The organism is Pontibacter fetidus (assembly GCF_010119545.1).
GTDB classification, from domain to species: Bacteria; Bacteroidota; Bacteroidia; order Cytophagales; family Hymenobacteraceae; genus Pontibacter; species Pontibacter fetidus.
The window spans coordinates 1-16,906 of sequence record NZ_JAAEAA010000035.1 but is presented as its reverse complement, the minus strand read 5'-3'; the positions used below and the strand labels follow the sequence as shown (position 1 = coordinate 16,906).

General features: G+C 45.2%; 12 protein-coding genes. 2 read left to right on the top strand and 10 right to left on the bottom strand.

Going from position 1 to position 16,906, the window contains the following annotated elements; all coding sequences use genetic code 11:
- Positions 1 to 140: 140 nt before the first annotated feature.
- The 4 genes from GWO68_RS17460 to GWO68_RS17445 all read right to left on the bottom strand — a co-directional run bounded on the left by GWO68_RS17460 (position 141) and on the right by GWO68_RS17445 (position 2,833).
- Positions 141 to 554 (bottom strand): hypothetical protein, encoded by a 414-nt coding sequence (locus GWO68_RS17460; protein WP_162347766.1) that lies wholly within the window; start codon positions 552 to 554, stop codon positions 141 to 143.
- Between the two features lie 360 nt (positions 555 to 914).
- A complete protein-coding gene (locus tag GWO68_RS17455) occupies positions 915 to 1,631 on the bottom strand; it encodes an OmpA/MotB family protein (protein WP_162347765.1) in 717 nt (238 codons plus the stop codon).
- A gap of 341 nt (positions 1,632 to 1,972) precedes the next feature.
- Entirely contained in the window at positions 1,973 to 2,338 is a 366-nt protein-coding gene (locus GWO68_RS17450) for a SpoIIAA family protein (protein ID WP_162347764.1), read from the bottom strand.
- 93 nt (positions 2,339 to 2,431) lie between these two features.
- The gene (locus GWO68_RS17445) at positions 2,432 to 2,833 is read right to left on the bottom strand and encodes a DUF5329 family protein (protein WP_162347763.1); all 402 of its coding nucleotides are present in this window, start codon (positions 2,831 to 2,833) and stop codon (positions 2,432 to 2,434) included.
- A gap of 166 nt (positions 2,834 to 2,999) precedes the next feature.
- On the opposite strand from GWO68_RS17445, the gene GWO68_RS17440 reads away from it, so the two are divergent.
- Complete coding sequence (locus GWO68_RS17440; protein ID WP_162347762.1) at positions 3,000 to 4,925, top strand: hypothetical protein; 1,926 nt, start codon at positions 3,000 to 3,002, stop codon at positions 4,923 to 4,925.
- Between the two features lie 72 nt (positions 4,926 to 4,997).
- Here GWO68_RS17440 and trxA read toward each other — a convergent pair whose 3' ends face one another.
- From trxA to dnaE, 3 genes are all read right to left on the bottom strand, one after another.
- Positions 4,998 to 5,324 (bottom strand): thioredoxin, encoded by a 327-nt coding sequence (gene trxA / locus GWO68_RS17435; RefSeq protein ID WP_162347761.1) that lies wholly within the window; start codon positions 5,322 to 5,324, stop codon positions 4,998 to 5,000.
- A 224-nt stretch (positions 5,325 to 5,548) separates the two neighbouring features.
- Positions 5,549 to 6,094, bottom strand: a complete 546-nt coding sequence (locus GWO68_RS17430) for an REP-associated tyrosine transposase (RefSeq protein ID WP_162347760.1) — start codon at positions 6,092 to 6,094, stop codon at positions 5,549 to 5,551.
- 277 nt (positions 6,095 to 6,371) lie between these two features.
- Positions 6,372 to 9,995, bottom strand: coding sequence for a DNA polymerase III subunit alpha (gene dnaE / locus GWO68_RS17425; protein WP_162347759.1), 3,624 nt, complete (start codon positions 9,993 to 9,995; stop codon positions 6,372 to 6,374).
- Positions 9,996 to 10,239: 244 nt separating this feature from the next.
- Here dnaE and GWO68_RS17420 point away from each other — a divergent pair, with 244 nt between their 5' ends.
- Positions 10,240 to 11,565 carry an MFS transporter gene (locus tag GWO68_RS17420; RefSeq protein ID WP_202923807.1) on the top strand — a complete coding sequence of 442 codons (1,326 nt, stop codon included), beginning with the start codon at positions 10,240 to 10,242 and terminating at the stop codon, positions 11,563 to 11,565.
- A 126-nt stretch (positions 11,566 to 11,691) separates the two neighbouring features.
- Here GWO68_RS17420 and GWO68_RS17415 read toward each other — a convergent pair whose 3' ends face one another.
- From GWO68_RS17415 to GWO68_RS17405, 3 genes are all read right to left on the bottom strand, one after another.
- Positions 11,692 to 14,088 carry a LysM peptidoglycan-binding domain-containing protein gene (locus tag GWO68_RS17415; protein WP_162347758.1) on the bottom strand — a complete coding sequence of 799 codons (2,397 nt, stop codon included), beginning with the start codon at positions 14,086 to 14,088 and terminating at the stop codon, positions 11,692 to 11,694.
- Between the two features lie 267 nt (positions 14,089 to 14,355).
- Positions 14,356 to 15,000, bottom strand: a complete 645-nt coding sequence (locus GWO68_RS17410; protein ID WP_162347757.1) for an O-methyltransferase — start codon at positions 14,998 to 15,000, stop codon at positions 14,356 to 14,358.
- 83 nt (positions 15,001 to 15,083) lie between these two features.
- Entirely contained in the window at positions 15,084 to 16,316 is a 1,233-nt protein-coding gene (locus tag GWO68_RS17405) for a M16 family metallopeptidase (protein WP_162347756.1), read from the bottom strand.
- Positions 16,317 to 16,906 lie beyond the last annotated feature (590 nt).

Sequence of the window (16,906 nt, the reverse complement as noted above, 5' to 3'; positions counted from 1 at the left end):
CCGAAGGCCTCACCTGAGCCTGAAAATGTGTACACCACAGCAGGTACATCAAAAAACCTGTGAGCTAATGCCCACAGGTTCTCTAAAATCATCGTAAAACCTGTCAACTTATTTTAGGACGGGTCAACTATAGTTTATACTTAGTCCTTAATATCTTTTTTGGTTTCCAAGGCTCTTAGTTCGCCTTGCAGCAATTTTATCTTTGCTTTATCATCAGCACCCAGTTGTTTGTGTACTGCATTTTTACGGGCATCCAGCTTGTTTATAATTGCTTTTGCCTTGTTCCATTCTACATCTGTCCAGGTTTCGTGGCGGTCGCGCACGCTTTGTAATAACATGATATAAGCCTGGCGTAAATCAGTTGCTGCAATTTTGTTTATCTCAGCGTAAGGCCCCAGCAATTCTTTTTCTAAATCAGTAACTCCCTGGTTGCCTTGCTGCACCTCTACTTTTGGCACTTCCGTTAACGTATAGTTGGCGGCTTCGGCAGCAAATGAGAAACTCAAAGCCGCTGCCAGTAAAATCTGAGCGTATGTTCTGTTGGTTCTTTTCATAATCGTAATTTTAGCTTTTACAAATTGTAACAGCGAGAGCCTTATACGTATAAAAGTGCAATTAAAGTTTCAATTCTACTATAGTTATAGGTTAATTATAAGCTTACACAGCTAACTGGTAAGGTTTTATAGTTTGATTTTAAAGTAGGAGCCATGCAAAATGAGTGCAATATTTTTAAGGTTAGGCTACAGTTATAGTTTTAGAGTTACTTAGTTTAAGGCTCTTCTTTGTTTACAGCAAAAAGCTTTTGCAGCTATAGTTGCTGTGATAATTGTAACCTGTATGCTTTACCTGTAACAGTAAACAAAAAAGCCGCTACCTTATTAAGGCAGCGGCTTTATAACTATAGTTCTTTCAGATTACTTCTGTGCCTGGATACCTAACACTTTGTAAACCTCGGTAAGGTCTGGCGTTAAGATGATCTCCGTACGGCGGTTTTTAGCTTTGGCAGCAGCTGTACGGCCTGTGTCAGCTGGCTGGAAGTAAGCACGACCAGAAGGGGTTACTCTGTCAGGAGACAAGCCTTTTTGCGTTAACATACGCGTAATTTCAGTGGCGCGCAGTACGCTCAGGTCCCAGTTGTCGGCAATTGTTTTAGTGCCTGGCAATACTTCCACGTCATCTGTGTGGCCTTCTACCATTACACCAACTTCCTGGTTTTTCTTCAGCACATCTACCAGTTGGTTAAGCGCTTTCTGGCCGGTTGGGTTTACTTTAGTGCTACCAGTTGCAAACAACAGCTTATCCGACATAGATACATACACTTTACCGTCTTTAATGTTTACGCTCAGGTCGCCCTGGTTAAAGTCTTTCAGCGAAGTGTTGATTTCGTTTTTCAGGTTATTTAAAGCTTTTTCCTGCTCGTTCATCTGGCGCTCCATTTCAGCAAGTTTCTGCTCGCGCTCTTTTAAAGATGAGGTAAGCTCATCTACTTTTTGCTTAGAGGCAGCCTGCTCAGCAGTAAGGGCTTCGTTGCTTGCTTTCAGGTCCTCGTATTTTTTAGAAGACACGCAAGAGGCCAGCATGGTAGCACAAACCAGTACAGAAAAAGAAGTTTTTGCAAAGTTAAATTTCATGGGTTTTACTTTAATAATGGGTTATAGATCGTTAAAAATAAAACTGTATGGCTGCAAAGATGTAAAAAAACATACCGGAAAGCCAAGCAAAACTGTTAAAAGACTACATAAAAGCAGTAGGCAGGTTTAAATATTGTGAAAATTGAATATTAAATGTAATTGCCTGATAGATAAGTATAAATCAATCTGTAATGAATAAAAGCAGCAACTATAGCTGTAGTTCATGTCCTGTAAAAAACATACCCATTACTCAAACTTTTAGGGTAGTGTGCAGTTAAAGCAATGGGGCTATACTTTATAAAAAGTATAGCCCCATTGTACTTATAGTTAATGCTGTAGTTTTACTCTTCTATAGTTTGTATCCACTCCAAAGCTTGCAACCGTTGGTCTAACGTAAAGTGTTTTATGGTAGCGCTGGTAAACGGCGAGGCAGCAATAGTAAGCCAGTCCAGCCATTTTTGTTCGCCAACTATAGCCGCTTTGTTAAAGTCTGCCGCATGCCTGAAATCGAATTTAAGGTCCTCCCAAAGCGCCTGCAAAGTATAATCTTCAACTTCCTGCATCTCGGCATACACGTTTATTTTGCCATACTGTTTTATTTTTTCTTCCAGTATGGGCAGCATAATATCGTAATCATTTTTATCTACATGGCCCGATATCCGGAAAGCCACCAGGTCACCTTTAGATTCTTCTAGCAATTGTAGCATGGACGTTGACATTCTTTAAAGCGTTTACGCAACCCACAGGACACACGTTTATGAAATATTTATCATATCTAATACTAAGCTAACGCGGTGCTGTTATTTTAATTGTTCCAGCAAGTGGTGCAACACTTCGGCGGTAGGTTCTTCGTGGCCGTCAGCAAACCGGATCTTGTATACTTCGCCGCTTGCCGACGACTTGGTTGCCAGGTAACTGATAAATTCATCAGCCGATTTTATTTTGCTGCCATGCTTTTCATACTTTGCCTTCAGGTGTGCAGCCGCTTCCTGGCAGGTATGTTCGCTGCCATTCCTTATAAAAGTGGCTCCTTTCATGGTGCTTATACTTTCAATTAAAAGGTTAATTTTTTCGGTTTCGGATAATGGCTTAGAAGTAGTTGCTGAAACAGTAGTGGCAGGGCTATTGGCCTGTTGCGCAAAGGCAGGTTGCACTGCTACAAGGCAAAATATAAATAAGGCAATTGCTAATAAAGTTTTCATTCTGTTTTATAGTTTGTTTTACCAGGTATAGTTGTGATGCTTAAAATATTATTCGCAATTTTAAAGCACTATAGTACAGGCATACAACGTTATGTTGGCTATACTTTATGCTATGTGCTTACAGGGGAGTATACGCATAACCTCGGCCATCGACAAGTACTGATACATGAGAAAAATTATACTTTTTTTATTTTTGCTGCTGATAAGCCAGCAACTTTACGCGCAAAAGAACATTGAAACCCGCCTGGGCTATAGTTACACCGACCCGTTTGAGTTCTCGGATGAGTGGCAATACCTGAGTACCGACATCTACCTGTTTAACGGAAGCAAGTTTACCCGCGTGCTGAACGAGTTGGAACGTGGCGTAAAAAAGCCAAAGAAACGTTACCGTAGCCAGTTGGAGTACCTGTTTATTACAGCGCAGCTCAAAAACATGAAGCTTTTCGGAAACGATGAGATTGTATATCCGCTTTATAACTTTTATGTAGACCAGGACAAGGATAACTATAAAACCCAGGTAAGCGATAACCTGGAAGTGGTACGCATCATTGATAAAATGCCGCTGTCCTCTACCCAGAATAATATTGATGCCACTATAAACGCCAAGGCCATAACAAATGACGGCGGAAACGAAGTATTTGGCCTGGTAGCAAAGCAACTGGTTAACCTCTCAAAACTTACCACGCCAACCAGCGCTGTACTTTCATTGGTAGGGGAGTTCGGGAGTTTGCTCAGTAGCTGTACCAGTAAGCGCGAATACCGGTTCAGCTCAACTATAAGGTTATATGAAGGCCAGGATTTCGACACGCGGCTGCACTCAGTTAAAATATATGTGTTTGTGCCGGGCGAGGTAAAAACGGTAACTATAAAATCGGCACGGCTGGCAGATTACTTGGCTAAAAACCCGAACAAACTGGAGCGCCGCATGCTGGAAGAGATGACCAACTATAAGGATTATCCTTATATGGTAGTGGCCAACTATAAATCGTTGTACAAGATGGATGTGCTGACCGGCGACGAAGTAACCCTGGACCTGATTGAAAAGCGCAAACAGAAAATACAGAATGCTTATGAGCAGCAACTGGTAAACGATGAGACTTACCGCCAGGAAAAGCTGTTTGTAGAATTCCTGCGGGTATTTGCTGAAATGAAACAGCATCTGAACATTTACCGCCTGAACTACCGCAACAATAGCCCCGAAATAAATGCTAAAAACCTGTTTGCCATTATTCAGGAATACAAACGCCTGAAAGCCACGATGGATAATCGCGAAGCAGAATTTAAAACGAACAGCACCTATAAAAATATCTTCAGGCCGGAATACCAATCTATACTTACCAACGCTGACCTGTACCTGGAAGCCGACCATAACCTGAAGAGCGGCAAACTGCTGGTAAATACACTGCGCGATTTGGAAAACGACCCAGCCACCTATAACACACCCGAAAAACGAGAAGCGTCGCTGGCCAAACTATACGCCGTAGAGCTGCCACGCCCTGACCTCTTGTCTGCGTCTGTAGAAGGGGAGGCTATAGTTCGATTAAAGGCTAAGCTGGAGGAATTGCAGTATAACGCAGTGTTTGAGAAGGAAGTTAAAAAGCTGAATGATACGCCTGCCTCCGACGAAACTATAGCTGTGCGAAATGCGCTGCAGGACAAAGTTAGTGCCAGCAACTGCCTGAGTTGCCGCGACAAAGTGCGCGATGCCGTTACAGCATATAACAAACGCTACGAAAGCTACAAACTACGCGAGGCCGTGCACGACATGACCAAGCTGCGCAACGACGCGGAGCAACAGGTGTTTACATACCTGCGCTGGCAACTATGTTTCGATAATAACCTGCAGGCAACGGCCGTAGCCACTACTGATAATGGCTTGGATAGTTATTATGCCCGCATTAAAGAGAAAAGCGATGCTTTTGCAGTGTCAATCAAAAACCTGGATGCGCATACCAAACAACAACCCGAAATTGCGCAGTTACAGAAAGTGTTGGACTATACCAAAGAACTACAGCGATTGCTAAAAGAAGCAGAACAGAACTATAACACACTTTGCAGCATCGATAAAAAGCTCTGCGAGTGCCCGTCATAAGTTATAGTTGATGCCATAAAAAACGGCCACCTCCAGTTAAAGAGGTGGCCGTTCTAATTTTATACTTTATGCTTACGCCATTTGCGCATCCAGCTTCTGAGCCAGTACGTTTTTAGGCACAGCGCCTACCTGCTTATCTACAACTTCACCGTTCTTGAAAACCAGTAGCGTAGGAATGCTGCGGATACCGAATTTAGCAGATGTCTGCGGGTTGGCATCTACATCTACTTTACCGATGACGGCTTTGCCTTCATAGTCGCCAGCCAGTTCTTCTACGATCGGGCCTACCATGCGGCACGGTCCGCACCACTCTGCCCAAAAGTCTACCAGCACCGGCTTATCTGAATTGATTATCTCATTAAAGTTAGCGTCTGTAATTTCTATTGCTTTGTTAGCCATAACTTTAGCGTTTTGTTGGTTAATTTCTGTGTTATAAATATAGTAACAATTATAGCTTCGGCAAATTTAAGCCCAAACTATAACCACCTGACAAGGTGTCGGATTTATGCTTGTGCAAATTATACCTACGGCTGTAGAATGTAAAAGTATAAATTGTATAGGATAACAAGCGACAGTTTGAATTGTTTATAGAAGTTTGTAAAGTATATGAGTTGCTGGATGTATTAGCTGATAAGCATCACTGGAAGTAGTCCCAGTTTACCAGCATAGTTGGCCGCAGAACTGTATCTATAGTGTTCCGGTTCGCTTACCCATTCTGCCCTTACCGGATTCTGATGAATGTATTCTAGCTTCTGATCCAGAAAATTATTGCTAAATATTTCTTTTGCTTCGTTGCCGTCCTGCCAAACTTTGTAATGCCTTACTTTTTTGCTTAGATGCGCATTAAATTCAAAGCGGTGCAATATCCACTGCCTGCGGCTTTCCGGTTTTTCCTGTATAGTAGCTATTATTTTACGGCTGGTAAATTGCTTATAATCGCGAAGTATATCTGATAAGTTTTTACCTTCCTGAGCGGCGGCGATCAAGTGCAAGTGGTTACTCATCAGTACCCAGGCGTATAGTTCTAGCCCTTTCTTTTCCTGGCAAAACTTTAGAGCATCCACTATAATGTGTTTGTAAACTGGTCTTGTAAAAATATCCACCCAGTCTACAACAGTCATGGTCAGAAAGTATAAACCACCGGGTACAATGTTATTTTTGAGTCCCATAAAGCAACTATACTTTCCAAAGACATTTGCTGTTTCGGATTTCTTAATCCGAAACCCAGTCTGAAGCGGATTTCCTAATCCGCGTTAACAGGAACACGGGGATTAGGAAATCCCCAACAGCTTTGCTTTCGGACTAGGAAGTCCGAAAGAGCGTGAGCAGCCAGCCTTCAGACTATAAAGTCCGAAAAAGTAAAAAGGTACGCTACCGTAGCAGCGCACCTTTTATACTTTTAAATATGAGCAGATTCAGCTTCGAGCCTCCTCATCTCCAAATTAACTATAGCAGCTTACATTCACCCAATCCTATGTCTTTGATTGAGTTCAGGAACACTTTTGGATCTACTCGATACTTCCTGGAGTAGGTTGGTAGGGCCAGCTTTTCATCCGGTACATGCAGCATTATTTCCAGTCGTTTGCCCCCAGCGCTGGCAATTATAGCTTCTTCCAGGGCCTCAGCAACGTTGGGCGTAAAGTGCTGTAGGTTAATGTTTACCTGAACGCCTTGTGCCATTTTATCCATCACATCACCGAGCAATTGGATGTTAGTTGGCTTAAGTTCCCACTGATCTTCGGTTTTGTAACGCAACTGCACTTTACCCCGGATAAACAAATATAACCCTTGGCGCAAGTATGGCTGGAACTTCATGTAATCTTCCCCAAACAGCGCCATCTGCATGGTTGAGTCATAATCTTCGATAGAGAACAGCGCAAACGGGTTACCGTTCTTGGCCGTACGAATCACCACTTCTGATACCATGCCCGCTACGTTAATATCCTTATTCTTATGGTTGGCAATGTCAGCTAAGGCCGAAGTACAGTAAGAATCTATTTCCAGTTTAAACTGATCGAGCGGGTGACCTGAGATGTAGAAACCTACTACTTCTTTCTCGCGGCGCAACATTTCTGCCTGTGTCCACGGGGCTACTTCTGGTATCTTCGGCATTGGCGCGGCCACAGCGGCGCTTCCACCAAACAGCGATTGCTGCGCAGCTTGTAGCTCAGCCTGGTAATTGTTGCCGTAACGAACCGCTTTTTCCAGTAAGCTAATGTTTTCGCCTTCCGGGATATCCATTAACTGGGCACGATGGTACAAACCAAACGAATCAAAAGCTCCTGCCAAAGCCATACTTTCAAACGTCTTCTTGTTTACAGCACGCAGGTTCACGCGCTTAGAGAAGTCGAAAATATCCTGGTACATGCCGTTCTTTTCTCTTTCCGAGATAATGGCATCTACGGCAGCTTCGCCGGTACCTTTTATCGCAGCCAAACCAAAACGAATGTGGCCATACTCGTTCACGTTAAACTTCAAGAGCGATTCGTTCACGTCCGGACCAAGTACGGGCACCCCTTGCTTGCGGGCTTCCTCGATAAAGAACGTCACCTTTTTAATGTCGTTCATGTTGTTGGTCAGTACCGCCGCCATGTACTCAGCAGGGTAGTGGGCCTTCAGGTAACCGGTTTGGTATGCAACTACAGAGTAAGCGGCAGAGTGTGAGCGGTTAAAGCCGTACTGGGCGAACTTCTCCATCACGTCGAATACCTCCGAAGCTTTTTTAGCCGGAATTTTATGCATTTCTGCAGCTCCGGCAATAAACTTCTCACGCTCCTCAGCCATCTTCTTCATGTCCTTCTTACCCATAGCGCGGCGTAGCAAGTCGGCACCACCCAGTGAGTAACCGGCCAGAATCTGGGCCGTCTGCATGATCTGCTCCTGGTACACCATGATCCCGTAAGAGTAATTCAGGATCGGCTCAAGTAGTTCGTGTGGATATTCCACTTCCTCTTTACCATGCTTACGGTTAATGAAGTTCGGGATGAACTGCATCGGACCCGGGCGGTAAAGGGCGTTCATGGCTATCAAATCTTCTATGTTGGTAGGTTGCAGGTCTTTTAAGTACATGCGCATACCTTCCGACTCAAACTGGAAAGTACCAATAGTATCACCGCGCTGGTATAGCTGGTAGGTCTTTTCGTCGTCAATCGGAATGTTATCTATATCGATCTCAACACCGTGGTTTTTCTTGATGAGCTCCAAAGCATCCTTGATGATGGTCAGGGTTTTCAGACCCAAAAAGTCCATCTTCAGCATACCGGCACTCTCGATCACCTTACCATCAAACTGCGTTACCAGCAGGTCAGCATCTTTAGAAGTAGAGACCGGGATATAGTTGGTAATATCATCCGGGGCGATGATCACACCGGCCGCGTGTATACCCGTGTTGCGCACCGAGCCTTCCAGCTTTTCGGCCAGCTTGAGTACGGCAGCGCGGGCATCACTGCCCTCACGTATGGCAGCCAGCTCCAGGTTCTCCATAAAGGCTTTCGCCAGGGTAGTGCCTGGTGTTTCAGGTACCATTTTCGCAAGTTCGTTTGCCTCGGCAAGCGGCAGGGAGGTAGCGCGAGCTACGTCTTTGATCGATGATTTAGCCGCCATCGTACCGAAGGTAATGATCTGGGCTACCTGCGTTTTGCCATACTTATCCACCACGTAATCGATCACGCGCTGGCGGTTCACGTCGTCAAAGTCAATATCAATATCGGGCATGGATACACGCTCCGGGTTCAGGAATCGCTCGAAGAGCAGGTTATACTTGATCGGGTCGATGTTGGTAATACCAATGCAATAAGCCACCGCCGAACCCGCTGCCGAACCACGACCAGGCCCCACAAAAACGCCCATATCGCGGCCCTTGTTAATGAAGTCCTGCACGATAAGGAAGTAACCGGCAAACCCCATGGTTTTAACAACGTGCAGCTCAAAGTCCAGGCGCTCTGTTATTTCCGGAGTGATTTCAGAATAGCGTTTTGCAGCACCTGCGTAAGTCAGGTGGCGCAAGAAATCATCGGCATCGGCGTGTTGCGGCGGAATCGGGAAGTTAGGCAGCAGGATGTCGCGCTTTAGTACAGGAGGCGTTATCTTGTCTACAATTTCGTTGGTGTTATCCACAGCTTCCGGCACATCCTTGAACAGCTCGTTCATTTCGGCCTGCGTCTTGAAGTAGAACTGGTCGTTCGGGAAACCAAAACGGGTTTTAGGGCCTGCCTCCTCAATGCGGTTCAGCATCTGGCGAATGTTTTGGCTGTTGCCATACTTATTCCGCACATTCTCCACCGTATCATAGATCACCTTCTGGTCATCCGTCAAAAAGCGGTAATAACGCGTCTGGAAATCACCCACTGGTGTTGATTGGTCTTCGCCCGTGTTAACGCAAAGCAGAATATCATGCGCATTCCAGTCTTCCTGGTCTACGTAATGCGAGTCGTTGGTGCAGATAACTTTTACATTATACTTTTTGGCCCATTTCAGCAGTACCTGGTTGATGTCTTCCTGGCTTTTACCGGTGCCATCTATGTTCTGCAAGCCGTGGCGCTGTATCTCGATGTAGTAGTCTTCTCCAAACACATCCAGCCACCACTTAAATATTTCTTCTGCTTCTTCCTCGCTTTTCCAAAGTATAGCTTGCGGCACCTCGGCACCAATGCAGCAGCTTGTCGCGATCAGGCCTTTGCTATACTTCAGTAATAGTTCTTTATCGATACGCGGCCACTTGCTGTAAACCCCCTCAATATAAGACAGTGAGCAAAGCTTGGCCAGGTTCTGGTAGCCTTCCTGATCTTTTGCCAGCAGCAACTGGTGATGGCGCACGTCTTTCTGCTCTTTGGTAAAAGTTTTCAGGTGGCGGTCTGTAACCAGGTAAAACTCGCAGCCCACGATCGGCTTCACGTTGTACTTGTTAGCTTCGTTTACGAAGTTGAAAGCAGCAAACATGTTTCCGTGGTCGGTCATAGCGACGGCGGGCATACCATCGGCCTGCGCCTTTTTCATGAGCGCACTAATGCTGGCCTGGCCGTCGAGCAGCGAGTACTGGGTATGGGTGTGTAAATGCGAAAAAACTGGCATTTGGGGGAATTAGTAATGACGAATGATGAATTAATAAAACTTTAAGGTAAAGTATAGACTGCGCCTTAAGTCATTTTCAGGATGTTAAAATTACGCAAAATCGGGCGGCCGCCCAAACTATAAAACGGCTTATGGGGCAACAAAATTTATACTTAAAATGTGCCGCTTTGTACAAGCTTTTCTATCAATCAACTATAACTTATGAGGCAAGCTTGCACGTAAGAGAGAAGCTGCAGGTATAACTATGGTACAGGAAAACGATAGTAAATTAGGAGGGATGTTCAGAGCGCTGCGGTACCGCAACTACAGGCTCTTTTTTATAGGGCAGGGAATTTCGCTTATCGGTACCTGGATGCAACAAATTGCGCTTAGCTGGCTGGTTTACCGCCTTACTGATTCCGTGTTCCTGCTGGGTGCCGTTACCTTCTCCAGCCAGATTCCATCGTTTATACTTAGCCCGTTTGCCGGTGTATTAGCCGATAAATTTGAGCGCCGAAAAGTGTTGGTAGTAACACAGGCACTCTCTATGGTGCAAGCCTCCACGTTAGCAGCATTGGTTCTTACACAAACTATAGAAATTTGGCATATACTTACCCTGAGTGTTATATTAGGTATAATTAATGCCTTTGATATTGCTACCAGACAAGCCTTTGTTGTGCAAATGGTGGAGCGCCGCGAAGACCTGAGTAATGGCATTGCCCTAAATTCATCGTTGTTTAATATGGCGCGGTTAATAGGCCCATCTATAGCTGGGTTACTGATTGCAGTAGTAGGAGAGGGTATGTGTATCCTGATAAATGCAGTAAGTTATATTGCTGTAATAGCCTCGTTACTGCTTATGCGACTGCGGCCTTTTGAGCGGGAAAAGAAAGAACATAAAGTATGGAAATCGTTGCAGGAAGGTTTTACCTATAGTTACAACTTTGCCCCGATCAAGGCGCTTATACTTATAGTTGGCCTGCTTAGCCTGTTTGGTATGCCGTTTAGTGTGTTGCTGCCGGTGTTTGCCCGCGACATTCTGCACGGTGGAGCCAATACACTTGGTTTCCTGATGGGCGCTTCGGGAGTTGGCTCGTTAGCGGGTGCTTTGTTTCTGGCGCAGCGCAAATCTGTAATCGGGTTAGGTAAGGTTATAATTTATACCATGCTACTGTTTAGTGTTGCGCTTATAGCTTTCTCCTTCTCAAAAACACTTTACATTTCGCTATTGCTGATGTTATTTACCGGTTTCGGGATGATTGTGTCGATGGCGTCGTGCAATACGCTGCTGCAAACGATAGTAGATGAAGATAAACGTGGGCGCGTAATGAGCCTGTATGCAACTGCCTTTATGGGGATGGCGCCAATCGGAAGTATGCTGGCTGGTGCAGTGGCCGAGATGATTGGTGTAAATTATACGCTGGCAGCCTGTGGCTTGCTTTGTGCGATAAGTATAGTTCCGTTTGCTTTAAACTTAAGCCGCCTGCGCCAAATGGTAGAGCCCATTTACCAGCGCCTGGGCATTGTGCCAACTATAGCCACTGGGTTGCAGGCTGCATCAAATTTAACAGCTCCGCCAGAGGAAAGGTAAATTAGTCGTTATTCGTTAAGTGTGCTACAGGCACATAAGCAATATGTGTAGATCCTATAAAAGTATAAAGCCGGCTCACGTGGGCCGGCTTTATACTTTTATAGGACGCTAATAACAAATAACGCTTTAGTTCTTCTTCTTGATCAACAGCTTTTCGCCCGGCTTCACATTAAAGTCTGCCTTCTTGTTCCAATCCATGATATCTTTAATCGTAACGCCATACTTGCGGGAAATCTGGTACATGCTTTCGCCTGCCTCCACAGTGTGATATGTGTCGGCAGTTATAGTTTGCACCGGCGCTTCCTGCGTTGCCGGAGCTTGTTGGGTTTTGGCAGGTGTGCCGGTTGGAGAAGCAACTACCTGCAATTCCTGACCTAGTTTAATAGCATTATCGGCCAGGTTGTTCCACTGCTTCAGTTCATCCAGGGTTACGTTATACTTTTTGGAGATCTGGTAAAGTGTTTCGCCGGCAACTACGGTGTGGTATCCGCCAGTTGGGTTTGTTTCCTGCGCTTCTTCAACTTCTACTGCGGTTACATCAACCTCCTGTATTTCAGTAGCTGTTAAAGGCTCTGCAATGATCAGTTCCTGGCCTAGTTTCAATGGGCCTTCCGGTAGTTTATTCCAGGTGGTAAGTTCAGCAACGGTTACGTTATACATTTTAGAGATACCGTAAAGCGTCTCGCCTTTGGCCACTACGTGCTTCGCTGATTTTGTAGCGGGAACTGAGCTAACCGGAGTAGCTGTAGTAGTTGTACTGATTTTACTTGTTGTACTGGTAGTAGCAGGTTTCCAGCCTTCTTCATCCGCCTCAGTGCTTGCCTGTGCAGGTGTAGTTTTAACAGGCTCAGCTTTAGTAGTTGTAGTTGCTGGTTTAGCCGGAGCAGTTTTAACTTGTTCTGTTTTAGCAGGTGCAGTTTTAACCGGAGCAGTTTCCTGTTTAGCTGTAGTTGCTGCAGGTTTTGCAGGTGTTCTGCGGCCCGGGTAAATGGCTTCGCGGGTAACCGGTGGCTGCACTGGTTGCTCTTCTACTAAAACTGTTTCAGTAGCAGGCTCAATGTCTTGTACACCTTCTACAACCTCTACTTTTATCAGTTCTTCTTCCTGGGCAGGTGCTTCGGTTTTAACCGGTGCAGGCTGCTTCTTGTTCTTCTTAAAGCTATTTACAAAACGGGTAAAGAAATTCTCCTTTTTAGCGTCAGGCTTTGTAGCTGGTTTTACTTCGCTGGCGGCCATTTCCTGCTTAGCGGCAGTTTGCTTGTTCAGGCTTCGTACTTCAACAGGTGTAGTAAACGGTCTGCGCTTCTGTAACCAAAGTACACGTCCTGGTAGCGGCACCTCGTTGTTTTTCATGCGGTTCTTAAACACCAGGTGCTTTAAACGGATACCATAGTGTTGCGAGATCATCTGCATTGTTTCACCGGGCTGCACCACATGGAACTCCGCGGCAGAAGCGCTGCTATGCTTTGGCTCGGTGTAATAGGCTGTGCCGGCTTCAATGTTATCAAAGCTTCTCAGGTCGTTATACTTTAGTAATTTACGTGTAGAGATGCCAGCCTGAAGCGCCAGTTTGTCTTTTGTATCTCCCTGGCGTGCTACCAATGCATTCAACCCGTTGCGGGTTACTACCATCGCTGCCGCCGTACCAGACTGTTTGCCAGTTCCAGCCGGAAGTTTAGATGTTGTTTCGTTTGATGCCATCAACACACGCTCCTGGCCACGTACCGGTAACATTACATAGTAAGCCTTATCTGATGGAATTGTGCTGCCTAACAGCCATTTGTTATACTTCTCCAGCTCGGCAAAGTCAGCTTTATTGTCCAGGGCGATCTCTGCAAGGCTTTGGCCCGGAGTGGCGCGCAGTGGCTGTAAAGCTATAGCTGGTTTGGTGGTTTTACCTACAAAGTTCTCGTAAGCAATCTTATGCGCTAAAAAAGTTAACAGGTATGGATGTGTCTTCTCTGTCACTTCCATCTTTTTAGCACCGATATCTGATGTTTTGGTTTCGGCTTTGGCACCGCTATACCCTAAGTAATAGGAAAGTATAGAGTTGAACCAGTTGTTATAGTAGCTGTTGCTGCGCTTAAAATATTTGGCAGCACCACGGCTGGCTTCCATAATGTGCTTGCGCTCATCTATCACGTTATCAATACGCAGGTTGAAATCAGAAGCGGCCTCGCGCTTAAACTGCCAGTAACCCACGGCATTAGAAGTAGAAACAGCATCACCTATCAACCCGCTTTCTTGCAACGACAAATATTTCAGGTCGGCAGGTACGCCTTCTTCTTTAAAGATCTGGTCAATCAGCGGGAAATAAGCATCGGCCAGTTCCACTTTTGCCTGAAAGTAAGCAGGGTGCTTTTGCAGGGCATCTACTTTTTTCTGTAGTTCCTGTTGTGCGCCATCCGAAATAGTTAAATGTATATCTGCGAAGTACACATTTTTAGGAACTGTTACGGCTTGCTGCGCCCAAACAAAAAGGGGCAGAAACAATAAAATAAGAAGGGTAGAGAGTTGTCTCATAAATAGGTAATTATACTTTGGCTAAAATGTAATCGGGCTATAGTTGCTGTTGAAGCAGATATTAGTAAAAGGCTATGTTATAGTTTGTTCTATATAGGAAATACCTTTTGCAAAAGTAAAGCAAAAAGCGCCGTATTTTAAAACGCTCGGCCAAGTTTTTAATATAAAATAATTGCTAAGTATAATATTGTGGATCAGAAAGGGGTAAAGCAAAAAACACATGTATAATTTACATGTGTTTTCAGTAATAGTCCGTTTTAACGTGTTTTACTTCTTTCGGGCAATCAGCAGGCCATCCCGCACCGGCAAAAGTATATTTTCCACGCGCGCGTCGTCGTGTACTTTTTTATTGAAGGCCAGCAGGGCAGCCGTATCTTCGTCAAGTTTCTTTCTATACTTGGCCAGTACTTTACCGCTCCAGAGCACATTGTCGGCAATAATATAACCACCGGGGCGCACTTTGTCTATCACCAAATCGTAGTAAGCGGCATTGTTAATTTTATCGGCATCAATAAACACCAGGTCCAAAGTAGCATCTATAGTTGGAATGATATCCAGTGCGTTGCCGATGTAATATTTTATACTTTCCGTAAGGCCGGCTTCTGCAAAATAGCCACGTACACGGGTTTCCAGCTCTTCGTTAATATCTATAGTATGCAGTGTGCCACCGGGTTGTAAGCCTTCGGCAAGGCAAAGTGCCGAGTAGCCGGTATAGGTGCCAATCTCAAGTATCTGTTTTGGTTGGATCATCTGCGAGAACATAGCCAGCAAGCGACCCTGCAAATGTCCCGACAACATGCGCGGTTTCATCACGCTCAGGTGCGTCTGGCGGTTTACCTTGCGCAGCAGCTCACTTTCTGCACTTGTATGCTCCTCTGCATATTGCTGTAAATCCTCGTCAATGAATTCCATCTGTTTAATTGTTAAATGGTTGGATGGTTAAATTGTTGTTCTCGTGGTGTGTTTAACAATTTAACCATGTAGCAATGCAGCCATTAATTAGGCACGTAGTTCAGGAAACTGAGCTGGTCTTCGCGCAGCACATCGTTGGCGATATCTACCAGATCGCCGGCTTTTATACTTTTAATCTTGTCGAAAATCTCGTTCAGGGGCTCTACCTTGTTCTGGTCAAGTATACTTTTGCCCATCATCATCATCAGGCCCATGTTACTTTCTTCAGCCATTGCCAGCTGGCCCATTAGCTGTTCTTTTGCGGTGTGCAACTGCAAAGAACCCAGTGGCTTTTCGCGCAGCTTCTTCATCTCCTTCAATACCAGCGAAGTCGTGCGTTTCAGCTGTTTTTTCTCTGTGCCGAAGTATATCGAGAACAGACCGGTATCGATGTAAGTCGAGTAGTTGGCATCAATCGTATACACCAGACCATGCTTTTCGCGCACGGCCAGATTCAGACGTGAGTTCATGCCTGGGCCTCCCAGTATATTTACCAGCATAAAGAACGGGATACGACGCTCGGCGGCGAGAGCATAGGCAGGGCAACCGATTACGCAATGTGCCTGCGAGATCGATTTCTCCAGGGTAATTGCCTTTGGCTCATACTTCAGGAATGGGGTACGATCGAGCTGCTTGGTTATAGTTGGTATATGGCTCAGGTATTTTTCTGCCAGCTTCACCACTTTCTCGAATGGCCAGTTGCTAACAGAGCAGAAAGCCAGTGCATTTGTACTCAGGTTACGGTCTATAAAGTTTAGGAAATCCTGCTTCTGAAAACCGGAAACGCTCTCTTTTGTACCTAAAATATTGTTGCCCAGCGAGTGGTTGCTAAACACCACATTGTCGAACTCATCAACAATCGCTTCTTCCGGCGTATCAAGGTACATGGCCATTTCTTCCAGTATCACGCCGCGCTCTTTCTCTATCTCTTTCTCCGGGAAAATGGACTGGAAAGTAATATCGGTCAGTAGCTCAAAAGAGCGCTCGAAGTGCTTATCCAGCACCGAACTATAAAAACAGATCTTTTCTTTGGTAGTATAGGCATTCAGCTCGCCACCCACCGATTCGAGACTGTTTATAATGTGAAAAGACTTGCGTTTGGCAGTTCCTTTAAAAGCCATATGCTCCCAGAAATGGGCAAGGCCCTGTTCCTGCGGAAGCTCGTCGCGGCTGCCAATATCCATGATAAACCCGCTATGGGCAATCTTGGTGTGGCTTACCTGCTTATGGATGATGCGGATGCCGTTGGATAATGTATGAATATGATAATCAAGCATTCAGTTCTGAATTAGCCTGCAAAGGTACGGGAAAGTGAGGTTAGTTTAAAATTGCAATTTCTATTGTTTTGAATATCAGGGGGATTGTTTGTTAGGGAAAGTATAGTTCTTAATTGTCATTTCGACGTTAGGAGAAATCTATCTCTGTTTATAGTTAACAATCCGAACCAAGCCTTTTCTTTCAAATAACCTGTATTCCTGGGAGCTCTACTTACCTATCGTTTCAAATGAGCTTTGGTGCCCTCACGGCCGGGAGGCCCCGTCTTCGGGCATCGCGCTGCTTTCGCTTCCTTTGCTCCTACGTCGCAATGCCTGGCGGCACCGGAACCTCTCGAGGCGCTCAACCCAAAGACTGCTATCTTTCTACTATATACCGCTTACCTATAGTTTGAACCGGTAAGCCTAGGAATTGATCATGGTTATAATTCCGTAGGGACAGGTCGCGACCTGCCCGTGGATAGGCTGCGACTATGAAACTATAGATCCTAACTATAGCAGTATCTAAATTCCCCTCTTGAGAGCAGGGTCGTTAAGTTCTAATGTATTTAGCCATCAGTGTTATTTTGTTGGCAAAAGCTGTGATCGCATCC

Bases quoted from the DNA above. Each gene is read 5' to 3' on its own strand.
- GWO68_RS17460 (WP_162347766.1), bottom strand. From the start codon at position 554: ATGAAAAGAACCAACAGAACATACGCTCAGATTTTACTGGCAGCGGCT.
- GWO68_RS17455 (WP_162347765.1), bottom strand. From the start codon at position 1,631: ATGAAATTTAACTTTGCAAAAACTTCTTTTTCTGTACTGGTTTGTGCT.
- GWO68_RS17450 (WP_162347764.1), bottom strand. From the start codon at position 2,338: ATGCTACAATTGCTAGAAGAATCTAAAGGTGACCTGGTGGCTTTCCGG.
- GWO68_RS17445 (WP_162347763.1), bottom strand. From the start codon at position 2,833: ATGAAAACTTTATTAGCAATTGCCTTATTTATATTTTGCCTTGTAGCA.
- GWO68_RS17440 (WP_162347762.1), top strand. From the start codon at position 3,000: ATGAGAAAAATTATACTTTTTTTATTTTTGCTGCTGATAAGCCAGCAA.
- trxA (WP_162347761.1), bottom strand. From the start codon at position 5,324: ATGGCTAACAAAGCAATAGAAATTACAGACGCTAACTTTAATGAGATA.
- GWO68_RS17430 (WP_162347760.1), bottom strand. From the start codon at position 6,094: ATGGGACTCAAAAATAACATTGTACCCGGTGGTTTATACTTTCTGACC.
- dnaE (WP_162347759.1), bottom strand. From the start codon at position 9,995: ATGCCAGTTTTTTCGCATTTACACACCCATACCCAGTACTCGCTGCTC.
- GWO68_RS17420 (WP_202923807.1), top strand. From the start codon at position 10,240: ATGGTACAGGAAAACGATAGTAAATTAGGAGGGATGTTCAGAGCGCTG.
- GWO68_RS17415 (WP_162347758.1), bottom strand. From the start codon at position 14,088: ATGAGACAACTCTCTACCCTTCTTATTTTATTGTTTCTGCCCCTTTTT.
- GWO68_RS17410 (WP_162347757.1), bottom strand. From the start codon at position 15,000: ATGGAATTCATTGACGAGGATTTACAGCAATATGCAGAGGAGCATACA.
- GWO68_RS17405 (WP_162347756.1), bottom strand. From the start codon at position 16,316: ATGCTTGATTATCATATTCATACATTATCCAACGGCATCCGCATCATC.